This window comes from Magnetospirillum sp. ME-1, assembly GCF_002105535.1.
In the GTDB taxonomy this organism is placed as follows: domain Bacteria; phylum Pseudomonadota; class Alphaproteobacteria; order Rhodospirillales; family Magnetospirillaceae; genus Phaeospirillum.
This window is the reverse complement of sequence record NZ_CP015848.1, coordinates 1,594,478-1,617,543: the sequence shown is the minus strand read 5'-3', so window position 1 is coordinate 1,617,543 and position 23,066 is coordinate 1,594,478. Positions and strand designations below refer to the sequence as shown.

Below are 23,066 nucleotides of genomic sequence, written 5' to 3'. Positions count from 1 at the left end.
AGGAATTTTAGCGGAACGGCGATTTTTTCACCGACACGCCCGCCTCGACCCAATCCAGAGCGTGATAATCACGTAACGTAGGAAGCTGGCTCGCGGCCTCCCCCACGTAATCCCCGAAGTAACGCAGGTCGCGGGGCTCGGTGGTGCGGAAGATCGCCATGCGGGTCGCCAGGGCGGTCAGGGTGCGGTTCATGCGGTACGGGCGACGGGAACAGGCGATGATATGCAGCCCCCGGTGACGGCCCGCCTGGACGAGGTTGTCAGCCACCGGCGGAAGCTTCATGGGATCGGTGAAGCGGTCCACCTCATCCCACACCACGAACATGTCTTCGCCCGCCCAGGCGCAGCGGTTGGCGAACTCGAAAGCCCCCTCCCCGCCCGTCATGACACCGCGCCAGCAGATGCGGACGCGGCCCGGCTTGCTCACCAGTTCCACCAGTTCGGCGCGATCCTCGGTGACCACAGCCCCCTTGGCCCACGCATCTTCGCCGTTGGGGTCGAAGATCAGCACCCGCTTTTCCTTGGTGACCCACGAGCGGGCCAGGGTGCTTTTCCCCGACCCGCTCTTGCCCAGGCACAAGCGGATATCAGCCGCATCTAGGCGCACGGCATGGCGTCCAAGGGCGACAAGGACACCTGCCCCGGCTGGCCGAAGGCGGGCGGCGGCGGAGCGTCCACCGGCTGGGCGGCGATCTCCTGCGGCGGCGCCAGGGGGCGGCGATTGCCCAGAATGCCGATGGCGGCCATACCGAAGCCCATCCAGGCGGCGCCCTTGGGGTCCTTGGGGCCGATATCGTAGACGGTGACCAGTTGGGCGATGGCCGCCCCCATCATGGCCGCCTCAGCGTCATCCAGGCCGGTGACGTTGGCGCGGCGGCACAGGGGGCCAGACAGCCCCTTGACCATCATGCCCATGGCGGACACCAAGCCTTCCTCGGCCACGGGGGGCGGCTCGGGGGCGGGCACCGCCGCCTCGACCTCGGCGGCCGCTTCGACAGCCACTTCCGCACGTAACGTGTTCAGTTCATCGGCGCTCATAGCTTGATCTCCATGTCCCAGATTGACTTTTTCGGCTGTTCGGCGGGGGCGGCGGCCTCGCCGAGGTACTTCTTGCGGTCCTCCGCCTTGGTCCATTTCGCGATCCTCTTCGCAAGGTGCTTGTCGCCGCTGGCCGAGCGGGACTGCGACCCGGTATGACACCCGCCATCGCCCTCGACCGTGCAGTAGACGTACAGGTGGCCCTTCTTGTTGACCTTGTAGGCGGCGCTGTGGCCGCAATTCGGGCACGGGCCATGCCCCAGCACCCTCCCCTTCTCTTCGTCAGCCATTGCCCTCTTCCTCCCATTCATCGACCACCGGAACCGGCTTGGGCTCCTCGGTCGAAACGGTGAACGAACCGCTGGCCTTGGTCCGCATCATGTTCAGCATTTCCCGCTTGGTCCCGCTGGCGATCTCTTCAACGGGATCAAGGCTGTACAGCCTGTACCTCCCCTTAGCCATCGCTGGCCCTCCTCAGTGCTAGGCCACGATCCACCAGCATGGAAAGGGCGGCGGCCCACCCGCCCGTTTCCACGGCTTCCAGCACGTCCACGGCAAGGCCGGCCCGCATGACGCGGACCCACACGCCCCGCCGGATATGCCCGACAATGGTTTCCCCGGTGTTCCGCACGATCTCGGCGGGGTCTATGCCATGCTCCATGGCGGCGATCTCGGCGTCAGACAGGTCGGGACCGTCCAAGTACAGGTCGCGCAAGCCGTGGCTCATGGTGATGTGGCACGTCCCCGGCATGACGGCGGCGAACTCGCGCCACCGGATGCGGGCCTCAACGTCGCCCTCGGCGGCGGCGGCCAGCAATTGCCAGGGAGAGCGGTTCTTTCCCCTCCCCTTCTTGACGTGCCACTTGGTCAACTCTGCGTCGCAGCCCCACTTGGCGACGTAGTCCCCTGCGGCTTGGACGGAATGGGCGCGGTACAGGTCCACCCCATGGGTTTCCGACACCACCCCCAAGCCCATCTTGTCGACGAAGGCCGCCCAGCGGGCGTACAGGGCATGGCGCAGGGTCATTTCGACGCATGCCCCCGGCTTTGCCAGGATCAGCACATGCAGATGGGGATGCCAGCCGTTGGCGCCGTGGGTCAGTTCCATGGCCCGGATCACGCCCACGATGCCGCAGCGGGCCTTGAGACGCGCCCAGGCCGCCCCACGCTGCACGCGGCGCCAGCATTCGGCCACGTCGTCGCGCAGGCGTTCCAGGCTATCCCACCGGCCATGGGGCACGGTGAAGGTGGCCATGTAGACCGCTCCGGGGTCCGCCTGATAAGTTTCCCAGGCCCCGCCCCAGATGTCGCCAGGGGCCTTGGTGAACCGCCGCCGCTGGCCCGCGCAATGGGCCGTCAACATGGATTCGATGTCTGCGCGACGATGCTCGGCGATCTTGGACGAGCAGACCGGGCACAGCCACACGGAACCGCAGGTTTCCAGGCCGAGGAACCGGGCGCCGCCCTCCCCCGCCACCACGGCCACCTGTCCGCCGAGGATGTGGCGGCCACATCGAGCCACCCGGTGCAGGCGCTCACGGGTGACGCCATCCAGGCCAGGAATGGACTGCTTGGGAAGCATCCGCCCGGCGTGGTCGCGGAGGCGCCACTTGAGCCGGCGGATAGGTTCAGCCAGGGGAGCCCCCTCCCCGTTGGAGAGGGGGGGGGTTACATTACTTGCGATGTTCCCGATGTTCCCGAGAGGGGTCACAGGGTCCACCCCTTCCCGGTATTGGGGTCGTAGCCGATGGCGCGGCAGTCATAGCCGCGCCCGGCCTTGCGCCTTGCGGCCCGGTAGGCGGCGGCGCGGCCATCCTTCAGGGACAGCCCCTTGGCAACGGTGACAGTCACCTTGCGGATGCGACTGGACGCCGTCTTGCTGCGGGATGTCACCGTTTCACCTGTCCGCGCAGCATGAGCTCGTAGCTGTCCCGCGCAGGCCCCGGCATGAGGACCTGCATGAAGTGGGCGATGGTGGCGATATCGGCGCAGTTCGCCCAGAAGGTGGTCATGGGAATGATGGTGTCGGGCTGGCCGTAGCGCGGCACGGGGCCGATGGCGACCAGGGCCTCTTTCCCGGCCTGGGAAACGCGCATGCCCCACACAGCGTTCTCATGGGGGGCGTGGGCGTCGAAAAGGATAAGGCCGGATCGCTCCGGCCCCTCCTCCTGAAAGCGCCTAAGGTAGGCGCTCATGGCCGCCCCCCGCACGCTGTGCCTTGACCGCTTCGGCTACAATCATCTCCGAGAGCATGATTGCGGTCCCCGCATCCACGGCGATGTTATGACCGAACCCGAAGCGCTCAACGGTCAGCATCACGCCGACGCCCCGAGCCTCAACCTTGGCCTTCCACCCCATCGCCAGATAGAACCACTCCCCGGCCTTCATCACGCGGCATCCCGGCGGGGGCGGCGCCACACCACCTCGTATTCGGTGCAGTCGTCCTTGTCCTTGGCCTTGACCAGCACGAAGGCGGTCAGGTTCAGCGGCGTGTCAAAGCTGGGATCGTCCACCGAGAACGAGAAGAACTTGGCGCCCCGGTTGGGGCCTTCCTGCACCGTCTTGGTCCAGGCCGCGCCCGCTTCGAACGCGCCGCCGTTGCCCTTCAGGTGGACCAGATGGGACGGGCTGTTGCTGTCGGTGGCCTTGTGGTCAGGGTTCTTCTCGAACAGGAAGGTGATGGACTGGCGCAACGAGGTGTAGTTGCCCTCGCCGTTGCCATCGGCGCCGATGATCAGTCGATTGGTCTTCATGATGACGGGTTCCTTTCCTTGGCGGGTCATCTGGCGGCCCGGCCTGCGGCCGGTCCTTGGCGGGTTCTGGTTTTGGGGTCGGGTCGAACGTTTTGCCCTTCCCGACCCCATGAAGCCTTCCGGCCCCAAAATCCCATCGCGCAACCCGCCAAGGAACCACGATGGGCAAAACTTGTGTGACGCCGACAAAGCAGCCACAAGTAATGGTGGGGCGTCAAGATGTTGTGTGTGGGGAGTATTGGCGCAATAATTGTAGTGCGATACTACATCTTGCGATGTAAAGCTCCGTGAAACTCTAGAAGATTTCACGCAGCATTGCGCGATTGCAGCCATAGTCTTGCCACAATCAACGCGCTAGTTATTCATTGTTACTGGATAGAGCCGTTTAGCACAATCAGCGAACATCGTGCAGCCGATTGCACCTCTTTGTATATTATGACGACGAACGTCCGCACCTCAGGAAGATGGCGGCTCCCAGAACGGCGGAAAGCCCGGAACCCGCCAAAACCCCGACTTTCACGGCATCCGAAGCCTCGGGATGTCCACCGAATGCCAGCCCGCCGATGAACAGGCTCATGGTGAAGCCAATCCCGCACAGCGCGGCGGTTGCGTAAAGCTGAGCCATGCTGGCGCCAACGGGGCGCTGGGCCAGTCCGAAGCGAATTGCCGCCCAGACGGTACCGAAGACGCCCAATTGCTTGCCGAGAAACAATCCAAGAGTAATGCCCACGGGTAACGGCCCCAGGATGGTTGCAGCATTCATTCCGCCAAAGGACACTCCGGCATTGGCGAAGCCGAACACCGGAACGATGACGAAGCCGACCCACTTGGCCAGGCCATGCTCGAGGCGATGCAACGGCGAATGCGCCTCGCCTTCGGCATTGTCCATGGGAATGGTCAGAGCCAGCGCCACGCCGGCGATGGTCGCATGGATGCCTGAAAGCAGCGTGGCGGACCAGAGCCCCGCCCCCAGAAGCAGATAAGGCCATAGTCTGGTCACGCCGAACCGGTTCAGCGCCATCAGCCCTCCCAGCAAGAGCGCCGCCGCGCCCAAAGCCGGCAGCGAAAGATCCGCGGTATAGAACAGCGCGATGATCAGCACGGCGCCAAGGTCGTCGATGATGGCCAGGGCCGTCAGGAAAACCTTGAGCGAAAAAGGCACCCGAGAGCCCAGCAAGGCGAGGATTCCCAAGGCAAAGGCAATGTCGGTGGCCGTGGGAATGGCCCAGCCCCGGATGGTTTCGGCTGATTGGGCATTGAAGGCCAGGTAGACCAGGGCTGGCGCGGCCATGCCGCCCAAGGCCCCCAGGCCCGGCAGAACCCGCTGTGGCCAGGTCCGCAACTGCCCTCCCAGGACCTCGCGTTTGATTTCCAGGCCAACCAGCAGAAAGAATACCGCCATCAGCCCGTCATTGACCCAATGCTCCAGGGTCATCCCCAGGACCTTGGCCTGCAAGGCGCCGAAATACAGGCCCGCCACCGGCGAATTGGCGATGATCAGCGCCAGGGATGCGGCAATCATCAGAATGACGCCGCCCACCGCTTCACCGCGAAGGAAGTCTTTGAATGCCGAGAATGGAGGCTCAGCGGCCATCTTCAATGACCAACCCGTCATGGGCCGGCGTCACGTGATCCGGAACGGCGCGGCGCACCGCCTCGTAATCCAGGCGCGAGCCCATATGGGTGATGTAGGCGCGCCGTGGGGCGACGCGCTCGATCCATTCCAGGGCCTTGGCCACATGGGCGTGGGTCTGATGGGGATAATCCACCAGACAGCCGATGATCCAGGTGTCGATGCCTTGCAGCGCCTCGAATGACTCATCCGGCAGATCGACCACGTCGGTGCTGTAGGCCACGCCGCCGAAGCGCAGGCCGAGCGTGCGGCAATAGCCGTGGTCCTGGTCGAAGGGCATCACCTCGATTGCCCCGACGCGGAACGGCCCGGTGATCTCGTGGGCTTCCAGCAGCGGCCGGTAGATGAATTCGCCCATGTCCTCCAGCGGTTCGAAGGCATAGGGAAAGCGGATTTGCGCCGTCCGCAGCGTTTCCCCATCGCCCCAAACCGGCAGCCACCGGCGGGTGGCGCGGTTGATTTCGCGCAGGTCGTCGATCCCGTGCAAATGGTCGGCATGGTCGTGGGTGTAGATGACCGCATCGACACTGCGCACTCCGGCCGCCAGCAGTTGGTCGCGCAGGTCGGGCGAGGTGTCCACCAGGATGCGGGTATCGCCCTCCTCCACCAGGATGGAGGACCGCAGGCGGCGGTTGCGCGGATTGGCCGGATCACAGGCGCCCCATCCTCCGGAGATGGTCGGAACGCCGGCGGCGCCGCCACAGCCGAGGATGGTGACCTTCATGGCCGCGTTACCCCGGATGCCGACACCTTCTTGAACAGGCGATGGAAATTGTCGGTGGTGGCGGCTTCCACCTCGGCCATGGTCACGCCCTTGACCTCGGCCAGTTTGGCGGCGGTGTGGGCCACGTAGGCCGGTTCATTGCGCTTGCCGCGATAGGGGATCGGCGCCAGATAGGGGGCGTCGGTCTCCACCAGCAGACGGTCCAGCGGCACGCCCGCCAGGGTGTCGCGCAAGATGTCGGCGGTCTTGAAGGTCATGATCCCCGAGGCCGAGATGAAAAGGCCCAATTTCACAGCCTTTTCAGCGAAGTCGGGACCGGAACTGAAGCAATGGACCAGACCGGTGAAGGCCCCCTTCCCCATCTCCTCGGCCAGAATCGCCCCGGTATCGTCGTCGGCGTCGCGGGTATGGACGATCACCGGCAAACCCGTTCTGCGCGCTGCCTCGATATGGACGCGGAACGAATCCCGCTGCCGGTCGCGGGGGCTCTTGTCGTAGTAATAATCCAGGCCGGTTTCGCCCAGCGCCACCACCTTGGGGTGCTCGGCCAGACGCAACAGCGTGTCGAGATCGGCATAGGGCGCCACGCCCGCCTCGTGCGGGTGGATGCCGACGCTGGCCCAGACGTTGTCGAAGCGCTCGGCCACCCGGACCACCTGCTCGTAGCGGGTGACGTGGGTGCCGATGGTCAGCAGCACCCCGACCCCGGCGGCTTGGGCGCGACCGACCACGCCGTCGAGATCATCGGCGAAGTCGGGGAAATCCAGATGGCAATGGCTGTCGACCAGCATGTCAGGCGGAAGCCTCTTCCACATGGCGCGGGAACACGCCCTGAGGCGCCGGCAGGGTGATGCCTTCCCTGAGGGCATGGCCGGGGCCGAAGAAGGCGAAGCTGCGCTCATCCTCGGGCACGGCAAGCTGGTCGAGGATGCGGGCCGACGCCGCCGGCATGAACGGCTGGGTCAACAGCGCCACCGAGCGGATGGTCTCGGCCAACACCCACAGCACCGTGCCCATGCGGGCGGGATCGGTCTTCTTCAGCGCCCAGGGCGCCTGCTTGTCCACATAGCCATTGCCGGCGCGGATGACAACCCAGATGGCCTCGATGGCCTCGTGGTACATCTGGCGGTCGATGGCGTCGCGGACCTTGTCCAGCATGGCGTAGGCCGCGCCCAGCATGGCCTTGTCATCGTCGGTGTCGGGAGTATGGGCGGGCGTGACGCCTGCGCAATTCTTGCCGATCATGGACAGCGAGCGCTGGACCAGATTGCCGTAATCGTTGGCCAGTTCGCTGTTCATGCGGCCCATCATGGCACGGCGCGAGAAGTCGCCGTCATTACCGAACGGCACCTCGCGCAGCAGGAAGTAGCGCACCTGATCCAGGCCGTAGGTCTCGATCAGTTCCAGCGGATCGATGACGTTGCCCAGCGACTTGGAGATCTTCTGGCCCTCGTTGGTCCACCAGCCGTGGGCGAAGACCCGCCGGGGCGGCGCCAGGTCGGCGGCCATCAGGAAGGCCGGCCAGTAGACGGCGTGGAAGCGGACGATGTCCTTGCCCACCATATGGAGGGAATTGGGCCAGTACCTGGCGAAATCCCCGGAGGTGTCGGGATAGCCCACCGCGGTGATGTAGTTGGTCAGCGCGTCCAGCCAGACATACATGATGTGGGAATCGTCGCCGGGCACCGGGATGCCCCACTTGAAGCTGGTGCGCGACACCGACAGGTCCTGCAGCCCGCCACGCACGAAGCTCATCACCTCGTTGCGGCGGGACTGGGGCGCCACGCAATCGGGGTTGTCCTCGTACCACTTGAGCAGGCGGTCCTGGAAGGCCGACAGGCGGAAGAAATAGCTGGGCTCCTTCACCCACTCCACCGGTGCGCCGGTGGGCGCCAGCTTGGCGCCGCCCTCGCCCTTGACCAGTTCGTCCTCGGCGTAGAAGGCCTCGTCGCGCACCGAGTACCAGCCCTCATAGGCGCCGAGATAGATGTCGCCCTTGGCCACCAGCTTGTCCCACAGGGCCTGGCAGGCCTTCTTGTGGCGCTCCTCGGTGGTGCGGATGAAATCGTCGTTGGTGCAGCCCAGGATCTTGGCCAGTTCGCGGAAATTGGCGGAATTCTGGTCGGCCAGGGCTTGGGGGCTCATGCCGAAGGTCTCGGCCGACTTTTCCACCTTCTGGCCGTGCTCGTCGGTGCCGGTCAGGAACTTGACGTCGAAGCCGTCGAGGCGCTTGAAGCGCGCCAGCACGTCGCAGGCCAGCGTGGTGTAGGCGTGGCCGATATGGGGCTTGTCGTTGACGTAGTAGATCGGCGTGGTGACGTAGAAGGTCCCGGCCCCGGTCATGGGAATGCTCCGCTAAATCAATGTGTTGCCAGCTATCGCGAACCCTGGCGGGCGAGGCGTTCGACCGCCATGAAGGCGCCGAGAACGGCCTGCTTGCGGTCGAGATGGACCGCTTCGGTGCGGGCGAACAGGGTGGTGATCTTTTCCCACACCTCCAGCCAATGTTCAAGGCTGGCCGCCGCCAGCAGGCGCTCCATCAGGGCACCCTCACCCGCCACCACCTCGGCCATTCCCGCCCCCTTGCGGCCGCCGGCGCGGATCAGGCGGGCCAGCCACCAGCCCAGCAATTCGGTGACGGTGCGGAATGATCCGTCGTTCTCGGGCCGCGCCACCTTGTCGCCGAAGGCGTGCAGCGCAGGCACGTCGAGGCGCGGCAGGCCGTGCAGCAGCTCCAGCAATTCGCGGTAGAGGTCGAGCCCGCCCTCGTCGGCCAGGGCCAGCGCCTTGCCGATGCTGCCCTCCCCCAGCCTGGCCAGGGCGGCCACTTCGGTGGGACCCAGTTCGGGTCGCTGGCGGGTCAGAAGGTCGGCCACCACCTCTTCACCCAGCGGCTGGAGCATCAGGCGGCGGCAGCGGGACCGGATGGTGGGCAGCAAGCGGCCGGGAGAATGGGACACCAGCAACATCAAGGCGTTGCGCGGCGGTTCTTCCAGAACCTTCAGCACCGCATTGGCGGCGTTGCGGTTCATTTCGTCGGCGGAATCGATGATCACCACCCGCCAGCCGCCCTCGGCCGGGGTCAGCGACATGAAGTGGCCGATGCCGCGCACGTCCTCGACCACGATCTCGGATTTGAGCTTGCTCTTCTTGTCATCGGCCCAGCCGCGCTCCACCGCTTCCAGATCGGCGTGGCCCCGGGCGGCGATGCGGCGGAACACCGGATGATCGGGGCGGATCTCCAGGGTGCTGGGCGCGTCGCCGAACAGCCCGCCCCCGTCCCCGCCGCCGGCCAGCACGAAGCGGGCGAAGCGGTAGGCCAGGGTCGCCTTGCCGATGCCCTTGGGACCGCACAGCAGCCAGGCATGGGCGAGGCGCCCCGAATTCCAGGCGTCCAGCAGAGCCGTTTCGGCCGTCCCGTGGCCGAACAACTCGGCGGTTTCGCGCGGATGCGGGCTCTCGGTCATGGCACCGGCAGCCGCGCCCGTACCGTCGCCATGATGTCGCCATGGACCTCGTCGGGCGAGCGGGTGGCGTCGATGACGGCACAGCGCATGGGATTGGAGGCGGCTATGCCTAAGAACCCCTGGCGCAGGCGCTGGTGAAAGCCCAAGCCCATGCGCTCGTAACGGTCCTCGGCCCCGCCGCGTGCTCCTGCCCGCTCGAGGCCTTTTTCCACCGGCAGATCGAGCACCAGGGTGAGGTCGGGGGCGAAATGGCCCACAGCGACGCGGTAGAGGCTGGCGATGACGTCCGGGTCGAGGCCGTGGCCGAAGCCCTGATAGGCCAGCGTCGAATCGGCGAAGCGATCCGAGATCACCCAGGCGCCGCGCTCGAGCGCCGGCCACACGGTCTTGACCAGATGGTCGCGGCGCGCCGCGAAGTGGAGCAAGGCCTCGGTCACCCCGTCCCAGCGCGTAGTGTCGCCCTCCACCAGCAGGGCGCGAATGGCCTCGGCGCCGGTCGAGCCGCCGGGTTCGCGGGTGGTGACCACCATCAGGCCCTCGTCGCGCAAGGATTCGGCCAGCAGGCGGACCTGGGTGGACTTGCCCGCCCCCTCCCCTCCTTCGAAGGTGATGAAGCGCCCGCGGGCCGTCTCCATGGCGCTTATCCCTTCTTGCCCCAGAGGATGCGCTTGAAGGCGGTGGACATGCGCCCCGTGAAGCCCAGCTTCTCCACGTCCGCCCCGGCCACCATGGGCAGTTCCACCGGCGCCATGCCCGGCGCGGTGACCACAATCTTGCCCACCTCCTGCCCGGCCTTGATGGGGGCGGCGATGGGACCGTTATAGATGGTGGTGACCTTCATGTCGGCACGGTTGCGCCGCTGCATGGTGACCTCCAGGGCGCCCTTGGCCAGCAGCGGCACGGTTTCGGCCTGGCCCAGCCAGACCTCGGCGTCGGGGATCACCTCGTCGCCGGCCTTGAACAGGGCGTAGGTCTCCCACTCGCGGAAGGCCCATTCGGTCAGGCGGCGCGATTCCTCGGCCCGCTCCTTCATGGAGGACATGCCGTTCAGCACCATGATGATGCGGCGGTTGCCCCGCTTGATGGAGGCGGTGAGGCCATAGCCGGCGGCCTCGGTATGGCCGGTCTTCAGGCCGTCGGCGCCGGGCGTGTTGTAGAGCAGCGGGTTGCGGTTGCCCTGCTTGATGCCGTTGAAGACGAATTCCATCTGGCTGAACAGCGGATAGTATTCGGGGAAGTCGGCGATCAGGTGGCGCGACAGCACCGACAGGTCGCGCGCCGTCATCAGGTGGCCGGGCTCGGGCCAGCCGCTGGCGTTCTTGAACACGCTCTTGGTCAGGCCGATCTGGCGGGCCTTGCGGGTTTCCTCCTCGGCGAAGGCTTCTTCCGAGCCGGAATAGGCCTCGGCCAGCACCGAACAGGCGTCGTTGCCCGACTGGATCACCACGCCCTTCAGCAATTCCTCGACACTGGCCGTGGAATTGACGGGCAGGAACATCAGCGAGCCTTCCGACTTGTAGTGGCGCTTCCAGGCGGTTTCGCTGACCGGCAGGCGGTCCGAGGGCTTCCACGCCCCGCTCTTCAGCTTGTCGAAGACCATGTAGACGGTCATCAGCTTGCTCATGGAGCTGGGCACCATCAGCTCGTCGGCGTTCTTCTCCATCAGCACCTGGCCACTGGCGTAATCGACGACGATGGCCTGCTTGGCGGCGGTCTCGATGGCCTGGGACCGGGCCGGAAGCGACGAGGCGGCCGCCAGGGGAAGGGCGGCAAAGGCCGCGACCAGCGAACGGCGGAGAAGAGCGAGCATTACATCGGCCTTTTCAATGTTAATCGACGACCACGCGGGCGTCCTGCGCCCCCGCGGCGACCACGGAATCGAGGATGCGGTCGGCCTCCTCGACGCTGGCCACGGGTCCCAGCCGGACCCGGAACAGGGTCTTGCCCTGGAGATGGACCTGCTGCAACTGGGCCTTGCCCACCTTTGACAGGCGCGCCACCATGCGGTTGGCGTTGTCGTGGCGGCCATAGGAGCCGGCCTGGACATAGATGGAGGTGGGGCGCACCGGCACCGATTTCACCTCCTGGGCCGCGATCTCGCGCTCGACCGCCTCGACGGTCATGCCGCGCTGCTTGGGCTGGTTCGACGAGGCGATCACCACCTGACCGTTGTCGCCGTTCTTGACGCCGGGGGGCGGGGCCAAGGATTCCGCCTGGACCGAGCCGCGCGGCGCGGCGCTGGCCACCTTGGGTTCGTTGCCGGTGGAATCCGACTTCAGCTTGCCGGCCAGCACCCGGCTTTCCTCGGCCAGGACCTGGACACGCACCTTGGCGGTGCCCTGCCCTTCCATTCCCAGCAATTGCGCCGATCTGCGCGACAGATCCAGGATGCGGCCGTTGACGAAGGGGCCGCGGTCATTGATGCGCACGATGATGGAGCGGCCGTTTTCCAGGTTTGTCACCCGGGCGATGGACGGCATCTGCAGGGTCTTGTGGGCGGCGGTGACGGCGTTCTGGTCGAAGGTCTCGCCGTTGGCGGTCAGCTTGGCGTGGAAGTTGGGGCCGTACCACGACGCGATGCCGGTCTCGTCATAGGCGAAGTCTTCCTGGGGATAGTACCAGACTCCAGCCACCTGATAGGGCTTGCCCACCTTGTAGTTGGTGGCGGCCGAGGCCGAGGGCGGCGGCGGGGTCTCGCCGCCCACCGACTTGGCCATGTGGCCGAACAGGTTCATCTCGGCGCAGCCCGAGAGCACGGTTCCGGACAGCAGCAAAGCCGCCAAGCGCGTCCTCCGCGACATCTAGTCCCCTCCCCGCTGCCTCGACCAAAGATGTGGTAGTCTACTTGCCGCCGATGCGGTCCGCAAGATGCCCCGCCGCCAGGGCGAAGAAGGTGGAGCGGTTCCACTTCATGATGGTGCGGAAATTGTCGTAGACCAGGAAGGCCGGTCCCTTGCTTCCTTCGGCCAGCACGATGGAGGCGGTGATGTCGCGGGCGGGCAGCGCCTTGCCGTCGCTGCCCTTGACGCCCAGCGCCGACCATTCCTTGACGCTCTTGCGGGTGTCGGCCCCCAGCAGGTTGCGGGGGAAGTCGGCGGGCAGCTTCACCGCCCGGCCCCAGGTCTGGTCACCCTTCCAGCCTTCCGACGACAGGTAATTGGCGGCCGAGGCCAGGGCGTCGGAGCGGTTGGTCCAGATGTTGCGCTTGCCGTCGCCATCCCAGTCCACGGCGAATTTCAGGAAGGTGGACGGCATGAACTGGCATTGCCCCATGGCCCCGGCCCACGATCCGATCATGCTGGCGGGCGCGATATGGCCCTGGTCGAGGATGGTGAGCGCGTTCATCAGCTCGGTACGGAAATACTTGGACCGCCGCCCGTCATAGGCCAGGGTCGCCAGCGACGAGACCACCGACATGCCGCCGGTGTTCTTGCCGAAATTGGTCTCGATGCCCCACAGCGCCACCACGAAGCGCGGTTGCACACCGTACCGGCGTTCGATCTCGGTGAGCAGCGCCATGTTCTCGGCCAACTTCCTGCGCCCCTCCTCCACCCGGGCCGGGGTGACGATGCGGCCCAGATAGTCGTTGAAGGACAGGGTGAATTCCGGCTGCTTGCGGTCCAGTTCGATCACCCGGTCGATGTGGGTGACGTTGGCGAGCGCCAGGTCCAGGGTCTGGGGCTTGATGCCCTTTTCCAGGGCCTCGGCCCGCACGCCGGCCAGGAAGCCGGTGAAGCCGGCATCGGCCACCGCCACCTGGGTCTCGCTCGGGGCGGCCGGTTCCTCGGCCGAGGCGGCGCAGCCGCCCAGCGCCAGGGACGCCACGGCCAATCCGGCCATCATCCAAGATTTCGTCGCCCAAGCCATGCGCCCAACCCCAAATCTGGTAAGCATCCGGGTGTTGTGCCACACTTTGACCGCAGACTGCAATCTCAAGGCTTGGGCAGCAGCGCGTCGGTCCAGCCCATCAGGCGGTACATGGCCAACCCCAGCCCCTCGTGGATCAGCGGCCCCATGCCGCCAATGCCCTTGCCGGGGCTGAAGCGCAGTTCCGTCCACCAGGGCCGGGATCGCCCAGATGTATAATAATCGACGGGAATGGGGATCACCGGCCAGCCCACGGCGCGGAAACAGCCCACGGCACGCGGCATGTGCCCTGCGGAGGTGATCAGCAGCCATGTCTCGCCCGGCCTGGGCCGCATCAGTTCCTTGGACAGGATGGCGTTCTCGCGGGTATTGCGGGAGTCGCGCTCGAAGGTGATGCGGTCAGCGTCGAATCCCATGTCGCGATAGAAAAGTCGGGCGTAATCGGCTTCCCGATGCTCCTGGCTGAAGGGGCTGCCCGATCCGCCGCTGAACACCAGCCGGGCCTCGGGATAGCGTTGCGCCAGGGGAACCATCGCAGTCAGGCGGGTGGCTGCGCTGCCTATGGACACCTGCCCCCGCGCGGCACTCAGGTCCGGCGAAATCGACCCGCCCAGCACGATGATGCCGTCCACCTTTTCCGGCAGAGGGTCGGGCGCTTTGAACCTGTCCTCAATCCGGGTCATGATCCACTGCTCGACCGGCACGACCGAGAGAAAAGTCACGGTCAGCAACGTCACGCCAAGAACCACCCGCCCCAAACGCAGCCAGCGCCGCGACAGGGTCAGCAGCCAGCCGCCCAGCAACAGCAGCAGGAAGATGGTGGCGGGGTCGGTGACGAAACCGAGGAGCTTGGACAGCAGGAACATGGGACCTTGATGCCACGCAGCGCCAGGGCTGTCACGACCCATCTGGCGGGAGGAAGGCGGCCATCGGCCGCTCCCCCCCTCCAGCCGTCTATTTCTTCACTGCCGGACAGGCCGAAGCGGCCAGGGGCTTGAAGGCCTCGGCCGCCGGAATGGTGGCCTGGATATCATAGAAATCCCAATCTCCCTTGGATTGGGCCGGGGTCTTGACCTTGACCAGCAGCATGTCGTGAATCACCCGGCCATCGGGACGGATGGCGGCGTTGCGCATCACCGCGTCCGAGATGGGCATGTCACGCATCTTGGCCGCCACCACCTTGGCCTCGGTGGTCTTGGCCGCCGCCACGGCGCGCAGGTAGTGCAGCACGCTGGAATAGGTGCCGGCCTGGACCATGGTCGGCTTGCGGTCCTTGAAGGCCTTCTGGAAGCGGGCGGCGAAGGCGCGGGCCTGGTCGTCCTGGTCCCAGTAGAACCCCTCGGTGAAGGTCAGCCCCTGGGCGATCTCCAGGCCCAGGCTGCGGATGTCGGTCAGGAAGATCAGCAGCGGCACCACCTGCTGTCCGCCCTGGACGATGCCGAACTCGCGCGCCGTCTTGATGGCGTTGATGGTGTCGGCGGCGCCGTTGGCCAGGGCGATCACCTGGGCCTTGGAGCTTTGCGCCGACAAGAGGAAGGACGACATGTCGGCGGTATTGAGCGGATGACGGACCGCCCCCGCCACCGTGCCGCCCAGTTGCTTGACCATGGCCATGGAATCGGCCTCGAGCGAATGGCCGAAGGCATAGTCGACGGTGAGGAAATACCAGCTCTTGCCGCCCATCTTGGTGATGGCCTGGGCCGAGCCCGCCGCCAGGGCGTAGGTATCGAACATCCAGTGGAAGCCGTTGGGCGAGCAATCCTCGTTGGTCAGCTTGGTGGTGGCCGGGCCGGAATACATGGCGACGAAGTTGTGCTCCACCGTCAGCTTCTGCACCCCCAGCGCCACCGCCGAATTGGTCAGGTCGGCGATGGCGTTGACCTTGTTGACCTCGGCCCATTCGCGGGCCTTCTGCACGCCGATATCGGCCTTGTTCTGGTGGTCGATGGACAGAAGCTCGATCTTCATGCCCTTGCATTCCTTGGCCAGGCAATCGTCGATGGCCAATTGCGCCGCCGCCACCGAACCGGGCCCGCCCATGTCCGAATAGGGCCCCGACATGTCCGACAGAATGCCGACCTTGACCGTCTGCTCCGCCAGTGCCGGCAGGGCGGCCAGCGAAAGGGCCACGGCGCCGGCCAGGGCCGGAATCCTTGCGTTCCTGATCATGAGTGCGTTCCCCGTTAGTGAAGTCCGGCGGGGGCTTCGCCCCTCGTTGCCTTTCATGAAAACACAGCCGGGGCCGGCAAAGAAACGAATATCTGTTCGTTTATGTCACCCCATTGCGCCGCCGCCTCCGGTGCGCTAAATCTGCCGGGCTGCGGAAGGGTGGCAGAGTGGTCTATTGCAGCGGTCTTGAAAACCGCAGGCCTCGCAAGGGGTCCGGGGGTTCGAATCCCTCCCCTTCCGCCAGGAACGCCAAAGGCCCCGCCCGGGGCCTTCGGCGTTCATAGGGGAATGGCGAGCGGTGGACGCCCCCCAGGGTTCGGTGAGGGCGCGCTCATACGAAGCGCGCGCCCGAACGACGCCGAAGGCGGCAATCCCTCCCCTTCCGCCACTTACCTCAGCAACGCCCCCACCGCCTCGCACTCCTCGTCCGCCAGCGCGAAATCGGTGATCTCTAGATCTTCCCGCATGTGTTCGGCCGAGCTTGTCCCGGTCAGCGGGATGATTCCCGTCTGGCTGAGATAGCGGAAGAAGACCTGGGCGGCGGTGCGGCGGTGCTTTGACATCAATGCCTTGACCGTATCGTGGGCCAGGATGTCCGGGTTGGCGGTCAGCGTCCAGAAGCTCTGGTAGAGGATGCCGTTCCGGCGGCAATACTCCCGCAGGGCCCGGTCGTAGCCGGTGGCGGCATAGAAGCGGTTCTGCACGATGGCCGGCCTGACGCGCGCCGTCTCGCAGAGATGGCGCAGCACCTCGGGATCATAGCAATTGCTGATCCCCAGTTGGCGAACCCCGCCGTCATCGAACAGGGCCTCCATGGCGGTCCAGACCTCGCGGAAATCGGCGGGACCGGCCAGGGGCGAGTGGAGCACGAGGCCGTCCAGGACGTCCGTTCCCAGGTTGGCCCGCGAGCGTTCGAAGGATTGCGCCACCTGCCGGGCAAGGCTGGCGGAGGGATCGTAGGGAATGCGCTGGGGATCCTGCCCCGCCAGGGGGGTGAACTTGGTCTGCAGGTAGATTTCGTCGCGGCGCAAACCCTTGGCCCAAGCGGCGGCCAAGCCCTCGCCCACCCCCGACTCGTGGTAGTGCTTGGGCTGGCAGGCGGTGTCGATACCGCGAAATCCCTGGGCCAGGGCCAATTCCACCAAGCCGGCGGTCCGTTCCTTCTTCCAGGCGGTGCCGTAGAGGATTGGCGGCATTTCAACGCCTTGCAGAGACGTTACGGCCCACTTCATAGCACGTCTCCTATCCCACGCTAGATGGCGCGCAGCACGTAGGCGCGGCCCTCGATGTGGTGGCCAAGCTCCTTTCTCAGGGGAAAGGCCCGCTCGGCGATCACCGCGAAGCCAAAACGGCCGGCAAGGTCCTGGATATAGGCCGAGGAATGGGCAAACCGGCCGCTGCTGCGACCCGTGACACCCGGACGGTCTTCAATTTCCACAGAGAAGGCGAAACAGCCGCCCTCGCGCAGTGCCTGGCGGGTCGCGGCAAACACCTGCGACGATTCTCCGATGTAGATCAAGACATCGGCAGCGATGGCCAGGTCGTACTCGGCGTTTCGCCCGCTCAGAACCTCGGCGATCTCTCCCTCGATAACCTCATCGTAGAGACCGCGCCGGCGGGTGGCCTCGACCATGCCCGGCGCCAGGTCGACCCCGACGAGACGGGTGGCGTGCGGCTTGAGGAGCGTACCGCACAAACCGGTGCCGCAACCCAGATCGATGATAGCCTGGGAGCGGTCCAGCACGCCGGCGGCCTTCAGTTCCTCGGCCAGGACCCAGGGGGCGGAATACTCCAGTTGATCCACCAGAACCTGATCGAACGTGGCGGCGCACCCGTCGAACAGGTCGCGGGTGTACCTCAACTGCGCCTCCGAATCCGTCTCGCCGGTCAGCAGTGACAGGAAATGGCGGGCCTCGGCATCGTCGGGATCGAGCCGGCAAGCCTCCTTGAGGGCGGCGGCGGCCTCTTCCGTCCGCTCCAGGCGGAAAAGGGCGCGGCCGAGGACCGAATGGGCCAAGGCCAGATCGGCCTTCAGGGCCAGCGCGCGGCGGGCCGTAGCCTCGGCTTCGGCGTAGCGGCTGCCCATCTGGCTGAGATTGGCCAGCAAGGCCAGGGAATCCGCATCGGCGGGCCGAAGGCTGGTGACGGCCTGCAGGGCGGCGTGGGCGACTGGCAACAGGTTGCGGGACATGGCCTCACGGCTGAGGTCCAGCAAAACCTGAATATCCTTCGCTCCCACGGCATAGGCCAGGACGTGGGGCAGCGCCTCGGCGTCACGCCCCAATAGGCGCAAGGCGTTGGCCAGGCCGGCATTGGCGGCGGAATGGTCGGGAGCCAGCCGCAGGGCCGCGCCGAAGGCTTCGGCGGCTTCAGCGGGACGTCCCAACCGTGCCAGAGCTTGGCCCAACCCGGCAAAGGCTTCGGGATGCGGCTGCGTGCACTGGGTCGCGGCGCGATAACCCAAGACGGCGTCCTCGGCTCGCCCCAGTTCCATCAGGACGTTGGCTCGATTGAGCTGGGCCTCGGTGTAATGGGGACGGAGTTGCACCGCTTTGTCGAGATGGGCCAGGGCCCTGGTCAACTGGCGCCGCTGTATGAACAGATAGCCGGCCAGATACCAGGCGTCGGGATTGCGGGGCTCTTTCTCCACCAGCTTGCGGTAAAGACGTTCGGCGGTCCCGAGATTGCCCGACTGGTGATGGCGGACGGCGTCGAGAAACAGGGGGGAGTGCTGCGTAGACATGGGGCGAGAATAGCCGCTCGCCAATGAGAATTTCAATCACAGGCCGAGATAGGCGGCCCTGACGCGGTCGTCGCCCAGGAGATCGGCGCCCCTGCCCTCCATCACCACGTGGCCGTTCTCCAGCACGCAGGCGTGGTCGGCCATGTGCAGCGATACCGCCACGTTCTGCTCGACCAGCACGATGGTCATGCCGTCCTCGTGCAGGCGGCGGATGATGGCGAAGACCTCGTGGACCATGGCGGGCGACAGGCCCAGCGACGGCTCGTCGAACATGATCATTCTGGGCATGCCCATCAGGCAGCGGCCGATGGCCAACATCTGCTGCTCGCCGCCCGACAGCGTCCCGGCCATCTGCCTGCGGCGCTCCAGCAGGCGGGGGAACATGTCCCACACGCGTTCCAGGCTTTCGGCGGATTTCTTGCGGGCACGCGGCACCATGGCGCCCAGTTCCAGGTTGTCCTCGACGCTCATGGTGGGGAACACCTGACGACCCTCGGCCACCTGGCCCAGGCCGAGGTCGCAGATTTCGAAGCTTTCCTTGCCCGTGATGTCGGTTCCGTCGAAGCGGATCGAGCCGGAACGCGGCTTTTCCATGCCGGCGATGGCGCGGATCAGCGAGGTCTTGCCCGCCCCGTTGGCGCCGACGATGGCGGTGATGGACCCATCGGGCACGGTGAAGCTCACATCGCTCAGGGCCTGGGCGTCGCCGTAGAACAGGTCGAGGTTCCGCACGTCGAGCATCAGAGCTTCTCCTGGCCCAGATAGCATTCGAGAACCCTGGGGTCGCGTACCACCTCGTCCGGTGCGCCCTCGCAGACCGGCTTGCCGGAATTGATCACCACCACCCGCTGGGACAGCGCCATCACGGCGCGCATGACATGCTCGATCAGCACGATGGTCAGGCCGGTATCGCGGTTGAGGTTGCGGAAGACCTCCACCATACGGTCGGTCTCGGCGGGGCGCAGACCGGCCATCACCTCGTCGAGCAGCAGCAGCTTGGGCCCGGTGGCCAGGGCGCGGGCCACTTCCAGGCATTTGCGGTCGGGCAGCGTCAGGCCGCGCGCCATCTGGCGGCGCTTGTCGGCCAGTCCCAGCAACTCCAGCACCTCGCGGGCGCGGCGCCGCGCCTGGGCGATGTCGTGGGTCCAGCGCAGGGCGCCGACCAGTACGTTCTCCTCCACCGAGATGTTGCCGAAGGGCTTGACCAGCTGGAAGGTGCGGCCCACGCCCTCCCGGCAGACCTGATCGGGACGCAGGCCGACCAGCGAGGCGCCGTCCAGCTCGATCCGCCCGCCGTCCGGTTGAAAGACGCCGGCGATCATGTTGAAAACAGTGGTCTTTCCCGCCCCATTAGGGCCGATCAGCGCCACCACCTCGCCGGCATTGACGCTGAACGAGACCCCGTCCACGGCGCGCAGGCCACGGAAGTTCTTGGAGATGCCCTCGACCAGGAGCAGCGGCGCGGCGCTCATTGCCCCTCCTTCCCGTCCTGATCCTGCTCCAGGCCCAGGCGGGCGCGGATCCACGGCCAGACGCCGTCGGGCAGGAACTTGACGATGGCCAGCAGGGCGAGGCCGTAGCACAGCTGCTTGATGCCCGCCGCCTTGAAGCCCATGGCCTCGGTCACGGCGGTGATCAGCTCGCCCAGGGGTGTCAGGATCAGCGCCCCCAGGATCGGCCCGAACAGGGTTCCCAACCCGCCGACGATGGGCGCCAGGATGATCTCGATGGACCGGTTCATGCCGAAGGCCTGATTGGGGAACAGGTTGTTGTAGTAGAAGGCGAAGAACACGCCCCCCAGCGCCGTCAGCCCGGCCGACAGCATCACCGCGTAAAGCTTGGCGCGGAAGACGTTGATGCCAAGAGCGGCCGCCGCCTCCTGGTCCTCCCTCACCGCCAGCCAGGTATAGCCCAGGCGCGAATGCACCAACCGGCGGCACAGCAGGAAGATGCCCACGGTCATGGCCAGGATCAGGTAATAGAACATCAGCGGATGGCCGCGCAGATGGATCAGGTCGATTCCGCTGCGGTCGCCCACCGGCAGGAACAGCCCGGCCGGGCCGCCCAGGCCGGGGATATGCTCGAACGAGATGCGGGTGAACTCGGCGAACGCGATGGTCAGCAGGGCGAAATAGACGCCCTTGACCCCGAAGCGGAAGCCCAGCGAGCCGATGATGCCGCCCGCCAGCGCCGCCACCGCCACCGAGGCGAACAGGCCGAACACCGCCGGCACGCCCAGATGGACGAACAGCGCCGCCGAGGTATAGGCCCCCAGGCCGACATAGAGGGTATGGCCCAGCGACAGCTGGCCGGCGAAGCCCATCATGATGTTCCAGGCTTGGCCCACATAGGCGAAGTACATCACCACCACCAGGACCGACAGCAGGTAGGGCCCGGCCACCAGGGGGGCCAGGGCGAAGGCGGCCAGCAGCAGGCCGAGAGCCAGGGCCTGACGGCTCATTTGCGCGCCCCCATCAGGCCTTGGGGCCGAAGCACCAGGATCAGGATCAGGATGGCGAAGCTGAACATGCCCTTCATGGAGGGCATCAGGAAATAGCCGGCCAAAACCTCGGAGACGCCGATCAGGATGCCCCCCAGCAACGCGCCACCCATGCTGCCCAGGCCGCCGACGATGACGATGATGAAGGCCAGCATGGTCAGTTCGGGACCGCTGGACGGCATCACGTCGATCAGCATGGACAGCAGCGCGCCGGCGGCGCCGACGCAGGCCGCGCCGATGCCGAAGGTGACGGCGTAGAGCTGCTTGACGTTCAGCCCGATGACCTTGGCGCCCACCAGATTGTCGGCGCAGGCGCGGATGGCCTTGCCGGTCATGGTGCGGCGGAAGAACAGCATCAGCAGGCCCGAGATGGCGAGCGCGGCGATGGCCGCCAGCAGGCGGACCTTGTCCACCAGCAGCGGCCCCACCTCATAGGTGTCGAAGCCGTAAGGAACCTGGATACCGTGGGCGTCGGGGCCGAAGACCAGCAGCGAGCCGTTGACCATGATGATGGCCACCGCCACCAGCAGGATGAACTGCATGTGCTCGGGCTTGGCGACGAAGGCGTCGATCAGGCCGCGCTGCATGACATAGCCCAGCGCGAACAGCAGCAGCGCGATCAGCGGCAAGCCGACCAGCGGATCCAGCTCCGCCCAAGTAAACAGCGCCCAGGCGGCGTACATGGCGATGGCGGTCATCTCGCCGTGGGCGAAATTGACGACACGCACGACGCCGAAGATCACCGACAGGCCCAGCGCCATCAGGCTGTAGACCAGCCCGGTCAAAAGGCCCGTAACGATCTGATTGGCAAGGTCGATGGTCATGGAGGATAAGCAAATCCGACGGCCGCCCAAGGCGACGGCCGTCGGCTTGTACCCTATCAGCCGCGCTGTTGCCAGCCCGGAGCGGGGAATACCGGCTTTGCCTCGGCAACATCGCTGGGCAGCACCACCAGCGGCTTGCCGCCGAAGTTCTGGATGGTCGCCGAGCGGGTGTTGGTGTTCTGGCCCTTGGCGTCGAACACGATGGGGCCACCGATCATCACGTGCTCGGCGATGTTGGTGGCGGGCAGCGCCGCCAGAATGGCCTTGGGATCGTTGGACCCTGCCCGCCTGGCGGCGTCGGCGGCGATCAGGATCGCCTCGAAGGTGTAGCCGATGTTCATCTCGAACAGGGCGTCGGGATAGGCCTTGGTGAAGGCCTTGAGCAGGGCCTGGCTCATGGCGGTCTTGGGATTGATCCACGGCAGGTTGGTCATGCAGTAGTCGGAGTACTTGCCCAGCGTCTTGTAGAACTGGGTCTCGTACATGCCGGGGCTGCCGGGCGACACCACCGCCTTGGGCTCGAAGCGCTGCTTGACCATCTCGCGGATGACGCGGATGCAGTCGTCGCCGTGCGGTACCAGCAGCACCAGATCGGCGCCGGTGGCCTTGGCCTTGCCCACTTCCACCGCCAGATCGCGGGCGGCGCCGTCATAGGCGATGGTTTCCACCAGCGGGAACGGCATGTCCAGCGTGGGGAACAGTTTGTTCACCGCGCCGGCCATGGCGGTGCCGAAGGTGTCGTTGTTGTGCAGGAACACCGCCTTGGTGGGCGTGGTGCCGGTGATCTTGAACACGTCCTTCATCAGGGCCAGGCCCTCGGTCACCAGCTTGGGCGCCGTGGGGAAGTTGCGGAACACCGTCTTGAAGCCCTGCTCGGTGATGTTGGGCGCGGCGGCGATGTTGATCACCAGCGGCACGCCGCGCTGTTCGCAGACCTGGGCCACCGCCAGGGTATGGGCGGAATCGAAGGCGCCGATCAGCACCTGGGCGCCGTCGGCGATCAGCTTCTCGGCCCGCGTCCGGGCGGTGTCGATATTGGTCTCGGTGTCGGCGATCATCAGCTGGACCGGCATGCCCATATCGGCCAGCAGGCCGGGGGTGACGTCGGCGCCGCGCTTGCAGCTCTGGCCCTCGCGGGCGAGGCCCCCGGACATGGGCAGCAACAGGCCGACCTTCAGCGGCTCGGCGGCATGCAGCGGACCGACCCGGCCGCCCAGCCCCAGGGCGGCGGCACCAGCGGCGCCGGCGGCGAGAAAACCACGGCGGTTGACCATCGGCGAGGAATGCCCGGACATGACTTGCTCCTTGCAGGAAATGAAGGGCGCAACACTATCCCTTCGTCGCCATC

At 66.2% G+C, this 23,066-nt stretch carries 27 protein-coding genes and 1 tRNA gene; 1 reads left to right on the top strand and 27 read right to left on the bottom strand.

Annotated features, from left to right (window positions below):
* Positions 1-7 precede the first annotated feature (7 nt).
* The 20 genes from WV31_RS07510 to WV31_RS07420 all read right to left on the bottom strand — a co-directional run bounded on the left by WV31_RS07510 (position 8) and on the right by WV31_RS07420 (position 15,651).
* Entirely contained in the window at positions 8-607 is a 600-nt protein-coding gene (locus tag WV31_RS07510; RefSeq protein WP_085372973.1) for a hypothetical protein, read from the bottom strand.
* Positions 598-1,038, bottom strand: coding sequence for a hypothetical protein (locus tag WV31_RS07505; RefSeq protein WP_085372972.1), 441 nt, complete (start codon positions 1,036-1,038; stop codon positions 598-600). Before WV31_RS07505 ends, WV31_RS07510 begins: the two co-directional genes overlap by 10 nt.
* Positions 1,035-1,328 (bottom strand): hypothetical protein, encoded by a 294-nt coding sequence (locus WV31_RS07500; protein ID WP_085372971.1) that lies wholly within the window; start codon positions 1,326-1,328, stop codon positions 1,035-1,037. Before WV31_RS07500 ends, WV31_RS07505 begins: the two co-directional genes overlap by 4 nt.
* Entirely contained in the window at positions 1,321-1,500 is a 180-nt protein-coding gene (locus tag WV31_RS21480) for a hypothetical protein (protein WP_145980777.1), read from the bottom strand. The genes WV31_RS07500 and WV31_RS21480 overlap by 8 nt, the downstream gene beginning before the upstream one ends.
* A complete protein-coding gene (locus tag WV31_RS07495) occupies positions 1,493-2,620 on the bottom strand; it encodes a Rep protein (protein WP_237051536.1) in 1,128 nt (375 codons plus the stop codon). The genes WV31_RS21480 and WV31_RS07495 overlap by 8 nt, the downstream gene beginning before the upstream one ends.
* A 125-nt stretch (positions 2,621-2,745) precedes the next feature.
* Complete coding sequence (locus tag WV31_RS07490; protein WP_085372969.1) at positions 2,746-2,931, bottom strand: hypothetical protein; 186 nt, start codon at positions 2,929-2,931, stop codon at positions 2,746-2,748.
* Complete coding sequence (locus tag WV31_RS07485; RefSeq protein WP_085372968.1) at positions 2,928-3,233, bottom strand: hypothetical protein; 306 nt, start codon at positions 3,231-3,233, stop codon at positions 2,928-2,930. Before WV31_RS07485 ends, WV31_RS07490 begins: the two co-directional genes overlap by 4 nt.
* Entirely contained in the window at positions 3,217-3,426 is a 210-nt protein-coding gene (locus WV31_RS07480; RefSeq protein WP_085372967.1) for a hypothetical protein, read from the bottom strand. The genes WV31_RS07485 and WV31_RS07480 overlap by 17 nt, the downstream gene beginning before the upstream one ends.
* Positions 3,426-3,791 (bottom strand): DUF736 family protein, encoded by a 366-nt coding sequence (locus tag WV31_RS07475; protein WP_085375518.1) that lies wholly within the window; start codon positions 3,789-3,791, stop codon positions 3,426-3,428. The genes WV31_RS07480 and WV31_RS07475 overlap by 1 nt, the downstream gene beginning before the upstream one ends.
* 433 nt (positions 3,792-4,224) lie before the next feature.
* Positions 4,225-5,385: a Na+/H+ antiporter NhaA gene (nhaA, locus tag WV31_RS07470; protein WP_085372966.1), complete on the bottom strand. Its 1,161-nt coding sequence runs from the start codon at positions 5,383-5,385 to the stop codon at positions 4,225-4,227.
* Complete coding sequence (locus tag WV31_RS07465) at positions 5,375-6,148, bottom strand: MBL fold metallo-hydrolase (protein ID WP_085372965.1); 774 nt, start codon at positions 6,146-6,148, stop codon at positions 5,375-5,377. Before WV31_RS07465 ends, nhaA begins: the two co-directional genes overlap by 11 nt.
* Positions 6,145-6,939 (bottom strand): TatD family hydrolase, encoded by a 795-nt coding sequence (locus tag WV31_RS07460; protein ID WP_085372964.1) that lies wholly within the window; start codon positions 6,937-6,939, stop codon positions 6,145-6,147. The genes WV31_RS07465 and WV31_RS07460 overlap by 4 nt, the downstream gene beginning before the upstream one ends.
* Position 6,940: 1 nt before the next feature.
* Complete coding sequence (gene metG / locus WV31_RS07455; RefSeq protein ID WP_085372963.1) at positions 6,941-8,491, bottom strand: methionine--tRNA ligase; 1,551 nt, start codon at positions 8,489-8,491, stop codon at positions 6,941-6,943.
* Between the two features lie 32 nt (positions 8,492-8,523).
* A complete protein-coding gene (locus WV31_RS07450; protein ID WP_085372962.1) occupies positions 8,524-9,615 on the bottom strand; it encodes a DNA polymerase III subunit delta' in 1,092 nt (363 codons plus the stop codon).
* On the bottom strand, positions 9,612-10,250 hold the full coding sequence (tmk, locus tag WV31_RS07445; protein ID WP_085372961.1) for a dTMP kinase: 639 nt from the start codon (positions 10,248-10,250) through the stop codon (positions 9,612-9,614). The genes WV31_RS07450 and tmk overlap by 4 nt, the downstream gene beginning before the upstream one ends.
* Before the next feature lie 5 nt (positions 10,251-10,255).
* Complete coding sequence (locus WV31_RS07440) at positions 10,256-11,425, bottom strand: D-alanyl-D-alanine carboxypeptidase family protein (RefSeq protein ID WP_085372960.1); 1,170 nt, start codon at positions 11,423-11,425, stop codon at positions 10,256-10,258.
* 19 nt (positions 11,426-11,444) lie between these two features.
* Positions 11,445-12,416 carry a septal ring lytic transglycosylase RlpA family protein gene (locus WV31_RS07435; protein ID WP_085372959.1) on the bottom strand — a complete coding sequence of 324 codons (972 nt, stop codon included), beginning with the start codon at positions 12,414-12,416 and terminating at the stop codon, positions 11,445-11,447.
* A gap of 40 nt (positions 12,417-12,456) precedes the next feature.
* Positions 12,457-13,458 (bottom strand): lytic murein transglycosylase, encoded by a 1,002-nt coding sequence (locus WV31_RS07430; protein ID WP_085372958.1) that lies wholly within the window; start codon positions 13,456-13,458, stop codon positions 12,457-12,459.
* An 89-nt stretch (positions 13,459-13,547) separates the two neighbouring features.
* A complete protein-coding gene (locus WV31_RS07425; protein ID WP_085372957.1) occupies positions 13,548-14,348 on the bottom strand; it encodes a YdcF family protein in 801 nt (266 codons plus the stop codon).
* Between the two features lie 88 nt (positions 14,349-14,436).
* Positions 14,437-15,651 (bottom strand): ABC transporter substrate-binding protein, encoded by a 1,215-nt coding sequence (locus WV31_RS07420; RefSeq protein ID WP_145980776.1) that lies wholly within the window; start codon positions 15,649-15,651, stop codon positions 14,437-14,439.
* A gap of 153 nt (positions 15,652-15,804) precedes the next feature.
* Here WV31_RS07420 and WV31_RS07415 point away from each other — a divergent pair.
* Positions 15,805-15,894, top strand: a tRNA-Ser gene (locus WV31_RS07415).
* 146 nt (positions 15,895-16,040) lie between these two features.
* Here WV31_RS07415 and WV31_RS07410 read toward each other — a convergent pair.
* Genes WV31_RS07410 through WV31_RS07380 form a run of 7 tightly spaced genes read right to left on the bottom strand, consistent with a single transcriptional unit; the run spans position 16,041 to position 23,013 of the window.
* The gene (locus WV31_RS07410) at positions 16,041-16,883 is read right to left on the bottom strand and encodes an aldo/keto reductase family protein (RefSeq protein WP_085372956.1); all 843 of its coding nucleotides are present in this window, start codon (positions 16,881-16,883) and stop codon (positions 16,041-16,043) included.
* Between the two features lie 20 nt (positions 16,884-16,903).
* Positions 16,904-18,394, bottom strand: a complete 1,491-nt coding sequence (locus WV31_RS07405) for a tetratricopeptide repeat protein (protein WP_085372955.1) — start codon at positions 18,392-18,394, stop codon at positions 16,904-16,906.
* Between the two features lie 36 nt (positions 18,395-18,430).
* A complete protein-coding gene (locus WV31_RS07400) occupies positions 18,431-19,135 on the bottom strand; it encodes an ABC transporter ATP-binding protein (RefSeq protein WP_085372954.1) in 705 nt (234 codons plus the stop codon).
* Positions 19,135-19,866: an ABC transporter ATP-binding protein gene (locus WV31_RS07395; protein WP_085372953.1), complete on the bottom strand. Its 732-nt coding sequence runs from the start codon at positions 19,864-19,866 to the stop codon at positions 19,135-19,137. Before WV31_RS07395 ends, WV31_RS07400 begins: the two co-directional genes overlap by 1 nt.
* Positions 19,863-20,855, bottom strand: a complete 993-nt coding sequence (locus WV31_RS07390) for a branched-chain amino acid ABC transporter permease (RefSeq protein ID WP_085372952.1) — start codon at positions 20,853-20,855, stop codon at positions 19,863-19,865. Before WV31_RS07390 ends, WV31_RS07395 begins: the two co-directional genes overlap by 4 nt.
* Positions 20,852-21,718 carry a branched-chain amino acid ABC transporter permease gene (locus WV31_RS07385; protein ID WP_085372951.1) on the bottom strand — a complete coding sequence of 289 codons (867 nt, stop codon included), beginning with the start codon at positions 21,716-21,718 and terminating at the stop codon, positions 20,852-20,854. Before WV31_RS07385 ends, WV31_RS07390 begins: the two co-directional genes overlap by 4 nt.
* 56 nt (positions 21,719-21,774) lie before the next feature.
* Complete coding sequence (locus WV31_RS07380; RefSeq protein WP_085372950.1) at positions 21,775-23,013, bottom strand: ABC transporter substrate-binding protein; 1,239 nt, start codon at positions 23,011-23,013, stop codon at positions 21,775-21,777.
* Between the last annotated feature and the right edge of the window lie 53 nt (positions 23,014-23,066).

Bases quoted from the DNA above. Each gene is read 5' to 3' on its own strand.
- WV31_RS07480 (WP_085372967.1), bottom strand. From the start codon at position 3,426: ATGAAGGCCGGGGAGTGGTTCTATCTGGCGATGGGGTGGAAGGCCAAG.
- WV31_RS07435 (WP_085372959.1), bottom strand. From the start codon at position 12,416: ATGTCGCGGAGGACGCGCTTGGCGGCTTTGCTGCTGTCCGGAACCGTG.
- metG (WP_085372963.1), bottom strand. From the start codon at position 8,491: ATGACCGGGGCCGGGACCTTCTACGTCACCACGCCGATCTACTACGTC.
- WV31_RS07425 (WP_085372957.1), bottom strand. From the start codon at position 14,348: ATGTTCCTGCTGTCCAAGCTCCTCGGTTTCGTCACCGACCCCGCCACC.
- WV31_RS07485 (WP_085372968.1), bottom strand. From the start codon at position 3,233: ATGAGCGCCTACCTTAGGCGCTTTCAGGAGGAGGGGCCGGAGCGATCC.
- WV31_RS07420 (WP_145980776.1), bottom strand. From the start codon at position 15,651: ATGATCAGGAACGCAAGGATTCCGGCCCTGGCCGGCGCCGTGGCCCTT.
- tmk (WP_085372961.1), bottom strand. From the start codon at position 10,250: ATGGAGACGGCCCGCGGGCGCTTCATCACCTTCGAAGGAGGGGAGGGG.
- WV31_RS07385 (WP_085372951.1), bottom strand. From the start codon at position 21,718: ATGACCATCGACCTTGCCAATCAGATCGTTACGGGCCTTTTGACCGGG.
- WV31_RS07450 (WP_085372962.1), bottom strand. From the start codon at position 9,615: ATGACCGAGAGCCCGCATCCGCGCGAAACCGCCGAGTTGTTCGGCCAC.
- WV31_RS07395 (WP_085372953.1), bottom strand. From the start codon at position 19,866: ATGAGCGCCGCGCCGCTGCTCCTGGTCGAGGGCATCTCCAAGAACTTC.
- WV31_RS07405 (WP_085372955.1), bottom strand. From the start codon at position 18,394: ATGTCTACGCAGCACTCCCCCCTGTTTCTCGACGCCGTCCGCCATCAC.
- WV31_RS07410 (WP_085372956.1), bottom strand. From the start codon at position 16,883: ATGAAGTGGGCCGTAACGTCTCTGCAAGGCGTTGAAATGCCGCCAATC.
- WV31_RS07475 (WP_085375518.1), bottom strand. From the start codon at position 3,791: ATGAAGACCAATCGACTGATCATCGGCGCCGATGGCAACGGCGAGGGC.
- WV31_RS07505 (WP_085372972.1), bottom strand. From the start codon at position 1,038: ATGAGCGCCGATGAACTGAACACGTTACGTGCGGAAGTGGCTGTCGAA.
- WV31_RS07465 (WP_085372965.1), bottom strand. From the start codon at position 6,148: ATGAAGGTCACCATCCTCGGCTGTGGCGGCGCCGCCGGCGTTCCGACC.
- WV31_RS21480 (WP_145980777.1), bottom strand. From the start codon at position 1,500: ATGGCTAAGGGGAGGTACAGGCTGTACAGCCTTGATCCCGTTGAAGAG.
- WV31_RS07380 (WP_085372950.1), bottom strand. From the start codon at position 23,013: ATGTCCGGGCATTCCTCGCCGATGGTCAACCGCCGTGGTTTTCTCGCC.
- WV31_RS07390 (WP_085372952.1), bottom strand. From the start codon at position 20,855: ATGAGCCGTCAGGCCCTGGCTCTCGGCCTGCTGCTGGCCGCCTTCGCC.
- WV31_RS07430 (WP_085372958.1), bottom strand. From the start codon at position 13,458: ATGATGGCCGGATTGGCCGTGGCGTCCCTGGCGCTGGGCGGCTGCGCC.
- WV31_RS07460 (WP_085372964.1), bottom strand. From the start codon at position 6,939: ATGCTGGTCGACAGCCATTGCCATCTGGATTTCCCCGACTTCGCCGAT.
- WV31_RS07500 (WP_085372971.1), bottom strand. From the start codon at position 1,328: ATGGCTGACGAAGAGAAGGGGAGGGTGCTGGGGCATGGCCCGTGCCCG.
- WV31_RS07495 (WP_237051536.1), bottom strand. From the start codon at position 2,620: ATGCTTCCCAAGCAGTCCATTCCTGGCCTGGATGGCGTCACCCGTGAG.
- nhaA (WP_085372966.1), bottom strand. From the start codon at position 5,385: ATGGCCGCTGAGCCTCCATTCTCGGCATTCAAAGACTTCCTTCGCGGT.
- WV31_RS07400 (WP_085372954.1), bottom strand. From the start codon at position 19,135: ATGCTCGACGTGCGGAACCTCGACCTGTTCTACGGCGACGCCCAGGCC.
- WV31_RS07440 (WP_085372960.1), bottom strand. From the start codon at position 11,425: ATGCTCGCTCTTCTCCGCCGTTCGCTGGTCGCGGCCTTTGCCGCCCTT.